13 protein-coding genes are annotated in these 14296 nt (G+C 51.5%); 12 read left to right on the top strand and 1 reads right to left on the bottom strand.

The window, feature by feature from the left end:
• Position 1 precedes the first annotated feature (1 nt).
• From JF44_RS0106920 to JF44_RS0106865, 12 genes are all read left to right on the top strand, one after another.
• The gene (locus JF44_RS0106920; protein ID WP_033068254.1) at positions 2-2344 is read left to right on the top strand and encodes a methyl-accepting chemotaxis protein; all 2343 of its coding nucleotides are present in this window, start codon (positions 2-4) and stop codon (positions 2342-2344) included.
• A gap of 530 nt (positions 2345-2874) precedes the next feature.
• Entirely contained in the window at positions 2875-3690 is an 816-nt protein-coding gene (locus JF44_RS0106915; RefSeq protein ID WP_033068253.1) for a flagellin, read from the top strand.
• Between the two features lie 79 nt (positions 3691-3769).
• The gene (gene fliD, locus JF44_RS0106910) at positions 3770-5458 is read left to right on the top strand and encodes a flagellar filament capping protein FliD (protein ID WP_052065548.1); all 1689 of its coding nucleotides are present in this window, start codon (positions 3770-3772) and stop codon (positions 5456-5458) included.
• Entirely contained in the window at positions 5451-5915 is a 465-nt protein-coding gene (locus JF44_RS0106905) for a flagellar protein FliS (protein ID WP_033068251.1), read from the top strand. The genes fliD and JF44_RS0106905 overlap by 8 nt, the downstream gene beginning before the upstream one ends.
• Before the next feature lie 31 nt (positions 5916-5946).
• The gene (locus JF44_RS0106900) at positions 5947-6534 is read left to right on the top strand and encodes a sigma-70 family RNA polymerase sigma factor (RefSeq protein WP_162181392.1); all 588 of its coding nucleotides are present in this window, start codon (positions 5947-5949) and stop codon (positions 6532-6534) included.
• A gap of 63 nt (positions 6535-6597) precedes the next feature.
• Entirely contained in the window at positions 6598-7281 is a 684-nt protein-coding gene (locus tag JF44_RS0106895) for a hypothetical protein (protein WP_033068250.1), read from the top strand.
• Positions 7278-7772: a hypothetical protein gene (locus JF44_RS0106890; RefSeq protein ID WP_033068249.1), complete on the top strand. Its 495-nt coding sequence runs from the start codon at positions 7278-7280 to the stop codon at positions 7770-7772. The genes JF44_RS0106895 and JF44_RS0106890 overlap by 4 nt, the downstream gene beginning before the upstream one ends.
• 135 nt (positions 7773-7907) lie before the next feature.
• Entirely contained in the window at positions 7908-8609 is a 702-nt protein-coding gene (locus tag JF44_RS0106885; RefSeq protein ID WP_033068248.1) for a flagellar hook assembly protein FlgD, read from the top strand.
• 17 nt (positions 8610-8626) lie between these two features.
• The gene (flgE, locus tag JF44_RS0106880; RefSeq protein WP_033068247.1) at positions 8627-9922 is read left to right on the top strand and encodes a flagellar hook protein FlgE; all 1296 of its coding nucleotides are present in this window, start codon (positions 8627-8629) and stop codon (positions 9920-9922) included.
• A gap of 12 nt (positions 9923-9934) precedes the next feature.
• Positions 9935-10357 (top strand): hypothetical protein, encoded by a 423-nt coding sequence (locus tag JF44_RS0106875; protein WP_033068246.1) that lies wholly within the window; start codon positions 9935-9937, stop codon positions 10355-10357.
• A gap of 70 nt (positions 10358-10427) precedes the next feature.
• Complete coding sequence (gene flgK, locus JF44_RS0106870; protein WP_033068245.1) at positions 10428-12149, top strand: flagellar hook-associated protein FlgK; 1722 nt, start codon at positions 10428-10430, stop codon at positions 12147-12149.
• Positions 12150-12160: 11 nt separating this feature from the next.
• Positions 12161-13072, top strand: coding sequence for a flagellin (locus tag JF44_RS0106865; protein WP_081944360.1), 912 nt, complete (start codon positions 12161-12163; stop codon positions 13070-13072).
• A 241-nt stretch (positions 13073-13313) separates the two neighbouring features.
• Here the strand turns inward: JF44_RS0106865 and JF44_RS0106860 are convergent, their stop codons facing one another.
• Positions 13314-14147 carry an amidohydrolase family protein gene (locus JF44_RS0106860; protein WP_033068243.1) on the bottom strand — a complete coding sequence of 278 codons (834 nt, stop codon included), beginning with the start codon at positions 14145-14147 and terminating at the stop codon, positions 13314-13316.
• Between the last annotated feature and the right edge of the window lie 149 nt (positions 14148-14296).

The raw sequence follows: 14296 nt of genomic DNA, 5'->3' as shown, positions 1-14296 counted from the left end.
AATGCGTGGTTTTGATTTGTCGCTTTCTTCAAAGTTCGCGGTCAGCAACCTGTTGCTTGTGCTGGTGATTGCGGCTGTTGGCGGAGTTGGTTATTGGGGGAATAGTTTTTCGGGTGACCGTTACGAGAATGCCAATGCATCTGCCGTGCTGGTGCTTGATGTCAAGGATGCGCAACTGGCACTGGGTGGGTATCGGCTTTCTGGTGAAGCTCAATTTGCCGAAAGGGCGTCTCAGGCTGCCAGTAGGGCATTGCAAAGTGCACAAAAGAACGCGGCTGGAAATGACATAGTTTCCAAACTTGATGATTACGTTGCCGCAATCGGTGACTTTCGCGGCAGGTTTGAGCAAAGCAGCCAGTTGGAGCAGAAGGTTGTCTCAGACCTTGAAACGTTGTTATCGGGTGTTTCACGTCAGACGACTGCCGCGCGCGCCAATTTTGAAGAGAAATCCCAACTGGCGCAAAAGGCAGAAGCCCAGCGCGCTGCTGCATTCAGAGCACTTTCGCGCGTCAATGAGATTGCGGAAGGTGTAAACCGTCTTACCACCACAAACCTGAAGTTCAGCTATACTTGGCAGGCTGACCTTGCTGAAAGTGTCCAGAATCAAAGTACCGTATTGCGGGGACTTTTGGGCGATCTTTCCAACCTGATGCAAGGTGAGGACCAGACAGGGAAAGATGTTCTGACTTTGCTTGATGGCTTTGATGACGCCTTTGAAAAGTTCTTCAAAAACAGCGATGCCATTGCTGCAGCGGATGCAGAGATTGCGTTGCGTGATATGGCAACTCACGTCGGCACACTTCGCGACAGACTTTCATCCGAATTTTCCGCAGCGACGAAAACAAGTGCGGATGCGGCGTCAGAGATGCGCGACAGTCAGTCTTTTATGCGTTCCGCAGAAGAAGTTCTGCGCGAGATGTTGAAATTGCGCTCAAACATTCAGTCCATGGTGACGGCGTCTGACCCCGATAGCTTGCAGACTGCGTTCAGTCAGGCGCAGCAAACACAAGAAGATATCGCGCCAGTCCTTGCCGGATTGGGCACCAGCCGCGCGACAATTGATCGCATTTCTGCAGGTGTTGCCAGCTTGTCTGAGAGTTTCGGTGAATTGCTTGCAGAAGAAACCAATGTCGATCTTATTGCCGCCCAAAGCGGGGAACTTTTGGCCGTATATCGCGATAGTGTTGTGAATTCTGCAAAAAATGCATCGAACTTTGCAGGCAACGGCATCCTTTCTGGACTGGTTTTTGGCTTTGTTCTCGCATCGTTACTGGCCTTCCTTTTGCACCGAAATGTTGTAAAGCCGCTGTTGGCGTTGGGGGGAGATCTCAAGCGGATTGTCGCGGGTGATTTTGATGCAGCGATAAAGGTTCAAAAACGCAAGGATGAATTGGGCTTGATTGGTCGGCATGTTGTCGCATTGCGTGATGCCTCCAAGGAAAAGCAGCGCCTGGAACAAGAAGCAAGCGATCGCGAGGCGCTTGCCGCGATTGAGAAAAAACGGCAGCGTGAAGAAATCGTTGCCCGCTTTGAGGCAACTGTGATTGCGGCCTTGAATGATGCACAGGAAACATTGGTGCGTGTAGATGGGGCCGTTGGTGAGATGCTTTTGGCATCTGACAAATCTTCGGATGTTTCGTTGCAATCGCGCGAGGCTACCGAACGGGCGACTCACAGTGTTCAGGCGGTTGCCTCCGCAACAGAAGAAATGTCAAACACCATCAAGGAGATTTCTGCACGGATTGAGGATTGTGTATCGGTTGCAAATGATGTCGGTAAGTCGGGGTCGGATGTTGGCAATGCAATTGATGCGCTGGTCAAGGCGAGTGACAGTATCGCCGGGGCGGTTGTTCTGATTGCCGATATTGCCGAACAGACAAATCTTTTGGCGCTTAATGCAACAATTGAGGCCGCTCGTGCCGGAGAAGCTGGCAAGGGATTTGTTGTCGTCGCCAATGAGGTTAAAAACCTTGCGCAGCAATCGGCCAAGGTGACCGAGGAAATCGAAAGCCGCATCCAGGTCATTCAGGACGAGACCAAACGAGCCGTGACAAGCAGCGCCTCTATCGGAAGCGCAATTTCACGTCTTGAGGAAATTACCGCAAATGTCAGTGCAGCGGTCCAGCAGCAAAATGCAGCTACCAGTGAAATTGCCAGAAGTTCCTCGTCGGCTGCGACTGAAACATCCACAGCATACGATAACAGTCACGCGGCCCAAGAAGTGGCTGATCAATCCAGACTGATCGGGACAAACCTGCAAGGTGAAGTCCGTGCACTGGAAGCAACCAATTCGAACCTTCGTGAAAAATCAGCCGAATTCGTCGACGCGCTAAAGCAATATTGAGGCATCCTTCAGAGTTTCCTGACTGGCCGAGCACGCCAGAGCGCACGTTTCTAACCTGACGTGCAAACTTGACCGGCGTACTGAGTGCGCCGGTATTTTTTAGAGAATTGTCAGTTTATGTGTCAATTTCGCGGTTGTTTGTCAGCTTATGTGCCAATCCGTGTCAACTTGTCTGGCAATCGGAACTGCCAAGTTGTTGATTTCGCTGTATGTCGAATGTCATCTTTTGTGGCACCTGACATTTCCAAAATTTCCGCCTTCCTCGCATGACACATATATCGCGTCTGAGCAGCTACCCGTGTGCATGCTTCGGGTTTGCTGGACTGGTCCAGTTGTCCTGCATAAAATGAATCCAAGATAAAATATCATTTAAAATCAATTTGTTCTGTGTGTTTTGGCTAGCTTTGCCAAAGAAAATCGAAAAAACACCGCCAGTTTTTCCGACCGCTCGCGTGTGCTCTTGTATCGGCCCTTTTCCTGGGCGTGTTGGCAGGTATGTCAACAGTGAGATCCATATAGGAGTATGAAAAATGGCGAGTATTAACACAAACATGTCGGCCACTCTTGCAGTGTCGAGCCTCAACAAAACCACTGACGAGATGACCTCGGTTCTGACCGCAATGTCGAGCGGTCGGTCGATTAACTCTGCGTCGGATGATGCTGCGGGGCTTGCCGTTTACACTGCGATGTCGGTTGACTATGCGGCGTGGGATCAGGCTGGTGACAACGCAGAAGTTGCCACTGCAATTCTTGAGACCGCCGATGGTGGTCTGGCTGAGATCGCCGATATTCTTGAGCGTATGTACGAGTTGGCTTCGCAGGCCTCTTCGGGTTCTGTGACCGACACGGAACGTGCATACCTTGACGACGAATACACCGAGCTGAGCTCCCAGATTGACTCGATCGTTGAGTCGACGACCTATTTCGACACCTCACTGCTGGATGGCACCTATAGCGAGAGCTTTACGGTTTCTGCGGACTCTGCTGCAGCGCCGATTGATGTAACGCTGGGCCAGGCCTATGACACCACCGGGCTGGCGATCGCCGCCGGGATTGATTCCTCGGCGAACGCCACCACAGCACTTGGTGAGATCGAAGCAGCCATCGAAGTCGTGTCCGGCGGTCGTGCATCCGTCGGTGCCATGATGTCTCGTTTTGATTACGCGGCAGGCAACATCGAAACGGCCAAAACGAACCTCGAAGCTGCGATGGGTGTCTACATGGATGCGGATGTTGCAGCGCTTAGTGCCGAACAAACCGAATTGGGTGTGAAAATGGACTCCGCCATTCAGGCGCTGTCCATCTCCAATGAGAATCTCGAGAAGCTCTCGCGCTTGCTGAGCTAACTCGTGACAGGGCCATCCGGTGTTGAGAGCCCCCGGATGGCCCTGATTTTGTTTCGGTTGAAGGCAGAAGGAGGGAAGTATGTCGACCATTAACTCAACATCGTCATCGAGCTATGCTTCTTCGTCTTATGTTTCTGGCCTGACGGACATTGATACAGCCGAGCTCGTTCAGGATGCCTATGATACCAAAATGGAGGTCGCTGACCTTGTCGAGGCTGAAATCGACGAGGTCGAGCTCGAGGTTGCGGCCTTTGAAGACTTGCAGACCCTGCTTGAGACGCTGGAGGACGCAGCAGAGGTTCTGACCTCGGAGGCTGAACTCGACAGTTCGCGTGACGATGTATGGGTTGGTAAGGCTGCCTACCTGTCATCTTCTGATGCAAATACGGATGCGTCGGATGTTGTCGGCGTGCTGGTGGATGATACTGCATCGGTTGGCAGTTACACCCTCGAAGTCAAGCAGTTGGCCGCAGCACACAAGCTTGGTGGCAATACCAATGCCGACACGACAACTGGGCAATCATTAAGTGGAACGATCAGCCTGGTTGCAGGTGATGACCATGAAGCTGTTGATGTCGAAATTACAGAAGACATGTCGATTGCTGATATTGCTGAAGCGATCAACGAAGCAGCCACGACCACAGGCGTAAGTGCAAGCGTCCTGAAGGTATCTGATGATGAATATATGTTGGTCCTTTCTGCGGTTGATACCGGGCAAGAGATTGCTTTTGATACCGATGGTGCAGACACATCGATTGCCCGGTCTTTGGGGTTCGTTGAAGCTGATGGTTCATATAGCAACGAACTTGTTACAGCGGATCAGGCAATCTTTTCGATTGATGGTGTCGAAGTTACCCGCAGCAGCAACACCGTTGACGATGTGATCGATGGGGTGACGCTGTATCTCTATGCCGAGGAAGAAGGTACAGAAATTACTCTTGAAGTCGAAGATGATGCGAATTCGGCCTATAGCGCGATCGAGGAATTCGTTGCTGCATATAACGAGTTGCGCAGTTTCATCATCACTCATCAGGCCTATGAAGTTGGTGAAGGTGCTGATGAGGACGCTGTCCTGTTTGGTGACAGTCTGCTGAGTTCTGTTTCATCAGCTGTTTACGATGGGCTATCCTTTACCAACGGCGGCGATACCTACGCGTCGTTGGCATCGCTCGGCATTACACTTGATGATAGCAATTACCTGGTCATTGATTCTGCAGTGCTTGAAGAAGCGCTGGTTACGGGCTTTGACGAGGTTGCCGCACTCTTTTCCTTTTCGGGAAATACAGATTCAGAAGATCTTCTGGTTTCCGAGGCGAACGGTTCTTACAGCGGGACCTTTACCATCGATATCGCGACGGACGCCGATGGCAATATCACATCAGCCAGCGTTGATGGTGATGACAGCCTGTTTACAGTCAGTGACAACAAATTGATCGGCACCGCGGGTGGTGAATACGAAGGGGTCACGCTGTTTTTTGGCGGCGACACATCGCAAAGCGTTGAGGTCACAGTCACGAATGGGCTTGCGTATGATCTTACCAATTCCCTGGACCGCTACACCAATAGTTCGGACGGGCTGATCGCCAACCGCCTTGAACGTCTTGAGGAACAGGTCGATGACCTGGAAGATGATGTCGAGGACATCACCGAAGATGCGACCAAATATGCCGCAGAACTAACCGAGCGCTATTCTGCAATTGAAGCCGAACTCTATCAGCTTCAGCTATTGCGCGAACAACTTGAAGCCTTGTGGGGTGACGATGACTAATTATGCTCCGACTGCCGCACAGAAGGCGTATCGCTGTGCGGGCGCGACTGCGCTTTATAACAACGCACTAAGAACAACCTCGCCGGTTGCAATGATGGTGATTGCCCTTACCAAGACGCGGCAGCATCTTCGTGAAGCTTGGCAGTTCAGAGAGCAAGGAGATTTTGAGAAGGAACATCAGGAAAAGGCTGTTGTCGTAAAAAGGCTCAAGGCTTTGCAAGCATGTGTCGCGCCAGATTCTGCGCCGGAGCTTTCAAGAGATCTCTTTGCCTTTTATGCCAGAATGATTAAATTGTTAGCGCGTAACCGCAGGGATTGTTCCATGGAGGAACGATACGAGGTCGTCGACCGCAACCTGCAAGAGCTTGCGCGCGAATGGGAAAAATTCTCGAAAGTCGATCCACGTAGGACTGTTCAAGCCCAAACAGGGCATCCGATGATCGGAACCGTATTGTGAGGGATGCTTGAATTTAGGTTTGCGCGAAGCTGTGACGACAAGTCCAGGTGCATCTGCTAATGCGTCGGCAAAAGCAGTCCTGACGGAGCTCGATGACAACGCCCTTGTTGCGCGTATGGTGCAAGGTGACAAGGCGGCGTATCGCGTCATCGTTGAACGGTATTACCGTGGGATTGTTGGTGTTTCTCGCCGAATGGGTCTTGTTGGCGGTGATGCCGAAGATGTCGCACAGGACGTTTTCGTGCGTGTCTGGCTGCACCGTGAAAAATGGCAGGCCGACGGAGGGGCAACTTTCAAGACCTGGCTTTATCGCGTGGCTGTGAATCGCGTCATTGATATCAAGCGCAAACCTCAGTCTGTGGGCGATCAGGAACTTGATGACGTTCCTGACGAGAGTATGTCAGCCGTCGACAAGTTGGCCCAGCATCAGGAATTCAAGCGATTGCGCAAAGCGATCAAAAAACTGTCTGATCAACAACAAATCGCCATTAACCTCTTTTATGATCGGGAACTGTCCAATCAGGAAGCTGCCTCCATTATGGGGATTTCGGTCAATGCTATGGAATCGCTGTTAAAGCGAGCCAGAAAGCGGTTGCGCGAAGAGTTGAAATCAACCTGAGAACATATTAGGTTCAAGTGTCGTTCGAACAGGTACGTTCGTCCTATTAAAAAGCGGTGAGCTGTGAAAATCGAGAATTTCGAAGAATTACTGGATCAGTATGGCTGGGATTTGACTTCCTGGCCCGATGCATTGCGCCGAGATGCGAATATTCTCATCGCGAATGATGCCCGTGCTGCGGAACTGCACCGGTCATTGCGTGCAGTTGAGGATATCCTTGCCGACGATCCCGTATCGATGGGCAAGCACAAGGCGATTGACGATATATTTGATGCCATTGAAGCTTCCGAGCAAGAGACAGCGCCGGATACGGTCGCAATCAAATTCGAAGCAGAAAGTCCTTTCCAGGCACTTGATGATCGTCCGAAATCGCGCCAGAATTTGGCCGCAACAAGCGCTGCACCGACAGGTGATGGTCCCGCACGCAAAACGTATCCGGCTAAGGTTTCTGTGTCACCGACGCGCTCCGATATTCCCAAGGACGGCGCAAGTCATACAACGCGCAAAGCTGGCACTCTTGACTGGTTGGGCGAACGTGTCTTTTCCCTGACTGGAATGGCGGTTTGTGTTCTGGCCGGGTTTGTTTTTGGCGTCACACTGACAGTTGAACAAGGATATCAAGAAACGGCCATGGCGCAAGAAGCTCAGTTAAGCGAGCTGCTTGAAACACATGTTTATTCACTCGATCAGTTATCGGCAGATGGTGATGCTGACGTGCGCTTAAATCAGGGAGAAGGTGGTCAATGACCTTTGCGTTCCGCCGGGTTTCTTCCATGCGTAAAGTGATGCTGGCATCGCTGGCCGTGAACCTGTTTCTGGTTGGTGCTCTAGCGGGCACTTTTGCGGCAGGGCTTCCTGTTTTCAATAATTTCATGCCGCCGTCAGAGTTCAACAATTCGCCCAGGTCACCAAGCCTTCGGTTGCTGCGGGCAATGCGCAACAAGTTGAGTGCTGAAGGAAAGGTCATTTTCGATCGCGAATTTGATCCTGTTATTTCGCAGATCCGCGAGCGCCAAAATCCGAGGATTCTTGAAGATTCTTTACAGAAGGTTCTGGAAGACCCGAATGTAACGGATGCGGAGATCCGTCAAGCATATGCCGAACTCAAAAACGGGGTTCTCAACGAGGTGAGCTTGGTGCTGGATCACATGGCGAATGTGACAATCAAACTTTCACAGGATGATCGGGAAAAAATGGCCATGATGCGTCCGCCCGGCAGGCCGCCAAAAGAAGAATAAAACCGTTATTTCAAAGGGATGCAGTCGCATCCCTTTTTTGTTGTCTAAAAAATCCAAAATTCCTGCGCCAGTTTCCGGCAGAGCGCCCGTGTAAAGAACAATAGCGCCTTTAACCGTTCTTGCCCGGAGTTGGTGATGAGTTATCTCGGTAGCCTGACATACGATAGCCTGACGTCGACAACGTCTTCATCAAGCAGCAGCACAACAGACACGTCTTCGACGACAAGTGATGACTCGACCTACGAGACATATATGACGTTGTTGCTGACGACGCTTGAGAACCAGGACCCGACAGACCCTGAAGACGTCTCGGAAATTACAACCCAACTGGCAACTTTTGAACAGCTTGAGCTCGCCGAGGAGAACAACTCTCTTCTGTCGAACCTTTCAGAGGCCCTGACCACTTTGCAGGGGGTTGTCGATGACAGTGCTGCCCAAAGCTATCTCGGGACAGATATCGTCGCTATGGGTGATACAGCGCCGCTCGAGGACGGTGAAGTCGAATGGTATTACGTGCTCGAAGATGATGCTTCGAATGTGACGCTCAGCGTCGCCGACGAGGACGGCAATGTTGTTTACGAAACAACGGAATCCGGATCGGAAGGTTCCAACAGTTTTGTCTGGGATGGCATTACTGAAAGCGGCGAAACCCAGAGTTCGGGGACTTATACCCTGTCGGTTACTGCTGCTGATTCCGATGGTAACGCCATCTCATCGGAAACTTTGATGACTGGTGTTGTGTCGGCAATCGACCTCACTGGTGAGGAAGCCGTGCTGTATGTGAACGGGGTCGATGTGTCGATCTCGAATGTACAGGGCACGCAGACCGTTTCCTGAAATGAAGGATTAAGAACATGAGTCTCAACAGTGCTCTGAATGCTGCTGTGCTGGGCCTATCAGCACAATCCACATCACTTAGTGTCATCTCGGGGAACATCGCCAACAGTGAAACCACCGGTTACAAGGACAGCACGACGGCGTTTTCGTCGCTTGTGACCAACCCGGGCTCGTCGACACAGGGAAATTCCAACGGCGTGACAACGACGACGTTGACGAATATCTCGACGCAAGGGCTGATTGAAGCAGATACGTCTGCTACCAGCCTTGCGATTTCAGGTGATGGTTATTTTGTTGTCACGGATGCCAGCGGGGATACCTTTTACACCCGCGCAGGTGATTTTTCGTCCGATTCCGAGGGTAACCTTGTCAACAGTTCGGGCTACTATCTGATGGGCTATGAGCTCGACGACGATGGAAACCCGGCATCGGGAACCGTACCGACGAGCACCGCGGCACTATCAACAATCAATATTGAGAACCTGACCGGCACCGCCGAGGCAACAACAGAAGCCTCTATTGTGGCAAACCTGCCGGCAGACGCAGACGTTGGTGATGATTTCTCTGTCGATGTCGAGGTGTTTGACAGCCTTGGGACCAGTCATACGGTGACCTACACCTATACAAAAACGGCGGCAAATGAATGGGAAGTGGATTATTCCGACCCGGTTTTGACCTCGGACGGAGCGACGGTGACGGGCACATCTTCTGGTGGTCCGTTGACGATTACCTTTAACTCGGACGGCGAACTTGAATCGATTGAGGATTCCGGCGGAACGGATGTAACCGACAATGCCACGCTGAGCGTTACCGGATGGACGACGGGCGCTTCTGATAGCACCATTGTTACCGACTTCGGGACGGCAGGTGGCAGTGATGGTCTGCAGCAATACGCCTCTGATGAAGAAGATGGGGATATGACCCTCTATTCTGTTGATCAGGACGGCTCGAACTACAGTGAGATTGCTGAGATCGACATTTCGAACGACGGCGTCGTATCGGTGACCTACGAGAATGGTGTCAGTGAACCTGTCTATCAGGTCGTCTTGGCCGACTTTACCAATGCAGACGGCCTCACCGCTTACAGCGATACCGTTTACCGCGAAAGCAATACGTCGGGCAGCTATGTCCTGAAGACTCCTGGTGACGGTGGTACGGGGACGATTGCTTCTTATTCGCTGGAAAGCTCCACGGTCGATAGCACCACTGAATTTTCGCGCATGATTGTCGCACAGCAGGCTTATTCCGCTGCAGCCCAGGTCATCTCAACGACCAGCGACATGTATGACACCCTCATTTCGTCTGTAAACTAAGGGGAGGTTTTCATGACCGTCCAAGCACCAGTGATGCCACGTGATAGCGACAAAATTACTGAAGTCATTAACCGTTTATCTGACTTGTTGGATGTCGAGTGGCGCGTTCTGGAGCAGGCAAAATACGACCTGCTGCATGACATTACTAAGGAAAAGAATGCGCTTGAAAATGAGCTGCACGGTGAAATTGCAGCTCAGCGGATGAAAAGCAGCGACAATCCGTTGGCCGGATTGATCCTGGATATTGAAAAGGTCAATGACCTGCGTGCGAAACTGAACCGAAACAATATTCGTCTTAAGGCAAAGCGTGAAGCATGCCTGAAGCGCATACGTGTCGGTTGGGCGGTAACCGCGTCGGACGAAACACCGTCCTATGGTCAGGATGGCAATGTCCGTGGCGGCCTCCACCAGAGAATTCTCAGCATCAAAATGTGATTAAAACGTCAGCTGCGCAGGGCGGCTAAGCGGGGGATGACCCCAGGTTGTAACCAAACAGGTCCGAAACATGTCGATCCGTGCTGCACAAACTGCTGCGTTAAGTGCCCTGCAGACAAGCCAGGCCGGGATCAGTGTGTCTTCGGAGAACATCGCCAATGCGTCCGTCGACGGTTACACCGCAAAATCGGCAAGCACTGCGAGTAGTGTTACTGCCGGGGCTACGACCGGGGTCACGATCACATCGGTTGGATCAGATGTAGACAGTTACCTGCTGAAATCGATCAGTCAGGCAGCGTCCGAGAGCGGATATGCATCGGTGTTTTCAACGCCGCTTGAAACAGTTGCGAGTGGGTTTGGGGATATTGGTGACGATGGTGCAATTTCGACCCTGATCACCGATCTTGAAACATCATTTGCGGCGTTGTCTGTCAGTCCCGATAGTCAATCGGCAAAGTCCACCGTTCTCCGCGATGCCGAAGCGGTAGCAGATGAGTTGAACAGCCTATCAGCAACCGTTCAGGACCAGCGGGCCAGTGCAGATCAGTCGATTGAAGATACTGTCAATCAGATCAACGAGTTGCTTTATAAAATTGATTCCTACAACAAGCAGCTCAGCGGAACAGCGGACTCGACGCTTTCCAGCAGTGAGTTGAATGATGCCCGCGCTCAGGCAATCAACGATCTGTCGGAGTTGGTGGATATTTCCTATTACACGGACTCATCGAACAACACGAACATCTATATTGGCGGTACGCTTGTTGTTGGCAGTCAGGTTCAGGAACTCTCCTATAACGCGGCCGGGGCGGTGAATGCAGATACCAATTTTGCCGATGTGACCGTGAATGGCCAATCGATCTCAGATGATATATCGGGCGGTGAGCTTGGCGGGTTGATTGAGCTGCGCGACGAGACTTTGTCCGATATTCAGGAAGAACTCGACAATTTGGCAACCACACTCATGGATGCTTTGAACGAAGTCTCAAACCTGGGAACTGCATATCCGCCGCCAAACGATCTGACGGGGACAACCCAAACCGATTTGACCGATGCTTTTTCCGGGACCGGAACGGTACGGCTCGTGGCAACCGATGATGAAGGTAATGCGATCGAGATTGTCGATATTGATCTGACGACAATTGCAACGGTTCAGGACTTTGTCGACGATATTAATGCCTCAGGCAATTTAAGTGCCTCTGTTAACACGGATGGAACGCTGTCAATCGCAACGACTGACGACGACTACGGGATTTCGATTGTCAATATGGACGCCGAAGTAGGGGGCGATGACGAAGGGTTCTCTGCCTATTTCGGTTTAAATGACATGTTTGACGGCACGGGTGCCGACAATATTTCACTGAACGCCGACTGGGATGCCGATAGCAGCAGGCTGCCGGTTGGAACCGGCTCGGATGATGCTGGGCTGGCGGTCGGGGATAGTGTGATTTCAACATCAAGTTCCGACATAACCGAGGCCCTTGCCGATGTCTTTGACGAGAACATCAGTTATTCGGATGCCGGACACCTTGGTTCGACCAGAACGACCTTTTCGGACTATGGGGCAGAGATCCTGTCAGATGTCGCTCAACAGGCATCGGCCGCGGATACTGAAGCGAGTGTCTCATTGGAAGCATATGCGGACTTGGTTGAAACATTTTCAAATAGTTACGGCGTAAATACCGATGAAGAAGCTTTGATGTTGAGTAATCTTGAAAGTGCCTATGAGGCTGCGGCAGCTGTTCTGGAAATCACCCAGTCGCTCATGGACACGCTGCTTGAAGCTGTAAGGTAAGGAAAATAGTCATGAGAGTTTCAACAGCGGCAATGCAAGAAAACATGTTGGCTCAGATCCGTTCGGTGCAGACCCAACTTGCGGATGCAACAGAGCAATCAAGTTCCGGCAAGATCGCCAGTTCAAATTCAGGTGTGTCGGAAAATTCGTATCTGATTGCAACCCTGAGTGCCGAGGTTTCGCAAGCCGCAGCGTATAGCGAGATTGCCGAGGAAATTCAGGGGCGTGTCGAGGTTTATTATTCGACCCTTAATGACATGGTCGATGTTCTGACCGATATGACGGCAGATATTTCTGCGGGTTTGAGTACCGGGACAGAGAATTCATATGGTATCGCAGAGTCTGCAACCGCTGCCTTGGAAACCTTCGCATCCTTGCTCAATACCGAGTACGAGGGCCGCTATATTTATGCCGGTTCGGTAACTGAAAAAGAACCGGTCGCTGTTGATGCTGTGACTTATCCAGCCAAAACAAGCCCGACAGTTGCTGACACCTCATACTATTCCGGGAACAGCGATATAGCCTCTGCAAAGGTCGCGGACGGAACGAAGATCGAATATGGCATCACTGCAGACAATGAAACGTTCGAGAATGCTTTGCGTGCTTTAAACCTCGCGGCATATGCCAATACCGATCCGGTTGACGAAGTCGCCTTGCAGGAGGCGGCCGAACTTCTGGAAGCAGCCGTCGCCGGGATATCAGAACTGCAAAACCAGGTGTCCTACACGCAAGACAAGCTTGAAAACATCATAGACATGCATACGGATTTCCAACTGACAGCGGAATCCACGGTCAGTACCCTGACAGACGTTGACCTTGCCGAAGCGGTGGTGACACTTGAAACCCTGTCGATGCAGCTTGAAGCATCCTACTCGGTAACGGCGCAGATGAGCGACCTGTCACTGTTTGACTATCTACGTTAGATATTCTTGGTGGTCATGGTTGATTGAAGGATCACCTGTATTGTTCTGCTGACATTCGCGCCAAGAAGTTGACAACGATTTCTCAGCCGCTGTGGTGAACCTCTTCTCCTCTCGTTTGAGACTGTGAACCATACCCTGATCTATGGCGTGCTGAGGCGGACGCCCTGATTGGTGAGGTCAAGCAGTCCGGTTGCGTCACACCATTTACGCATGCGGTTATGAGGCGGAAGCATCGCAAAGGTCACGGCAAATTCCATATCCGTTTGGCGTTCTCAGACGCAAAAGCTGCTTTTTCTGTTTCTGAAACATTTGCGATCAGGGCCCGTGTTGTGGCCATCCATTGATCAAGCGATGAATTTAACGTGCAGACCGGGCTGTCAGATCCCCAGACGACCCGTTTCCAGCCGAAGTTTTCGATAATGTGTTCGACATAGGGTCGAAGTGTGTCAAGCGTCCAGTCCGGTTTGGCATAGGCCGAAATGCCGGAAATCTTGGCGTTCACGTTTTGGCGTTTGGCAAGATCGGTTATGGATTTTGACCAATCGGCAAACCCATCCCCGGCAATGTCCGGCACCCCGCAATGATCAAGTACGAAGACAGTCTCCGGGCAGGCATCTATCAGAGCGGTGGCAATGTCGAGCTGCCTTTGCAGCACACAGATATCAAAGGGCAGGCCCTTTTTCCCGATTTTGCGGACATTTTCGCGAAACAGGTTCGTCTGTGAAACATCATCGGGCACAACGTGCAGAACGCGCCGGATGCCTTTGACGATCGAAAGATCAAGCGTATCGATAAAAGCGTCGAAACTCTCGTCTTCGGGGCGTGCTGATGAAATGGCGCCGCGCATCAGGCTATCGGGGCGCAACATCAGTTCGGAAACCCACGTGTTTTCCGTTGCAATATATTCCGGTGCGCAATCGACTTCCATATGCAGCACGCCGGTAATGCCGATGCGTCGGGCAGAAACTTCGTAATCTTCAAACGACCAGTCGCGATTGAGTGCCGGAACGTCCTTGAGCCAAGGGTACGAGATGCGTTTGCGCGCGACCAGATGGAGATGGGTGTCGATGAACATGGGGTTCCTCCTTTTACGTTATCGCACCTGATTGGGTGGCTGACAACAGCGGTGCAACTGGAATTGCAGACCGGTTTTCTCGTTTCAATTGATTTCTTTTGGAGTTCACCTTGACTCCTTGATCAAGTCAAGTTTAAATATAAAAGATA

Origin of the sequence: Thalassospira australica, from assembly GCF_000763295.1 — a bacterium.
Classification (GTDB): domain Bacteria; phylum Pseudomonadota; class Alphaproteobacteria; order Rhodospirillales; family Thalassospiraceae; genus Thalassospira; species Thalassospira australica.
This window is presented reverse-complemented; position numbering and strand designations above follow the sequence as displayed.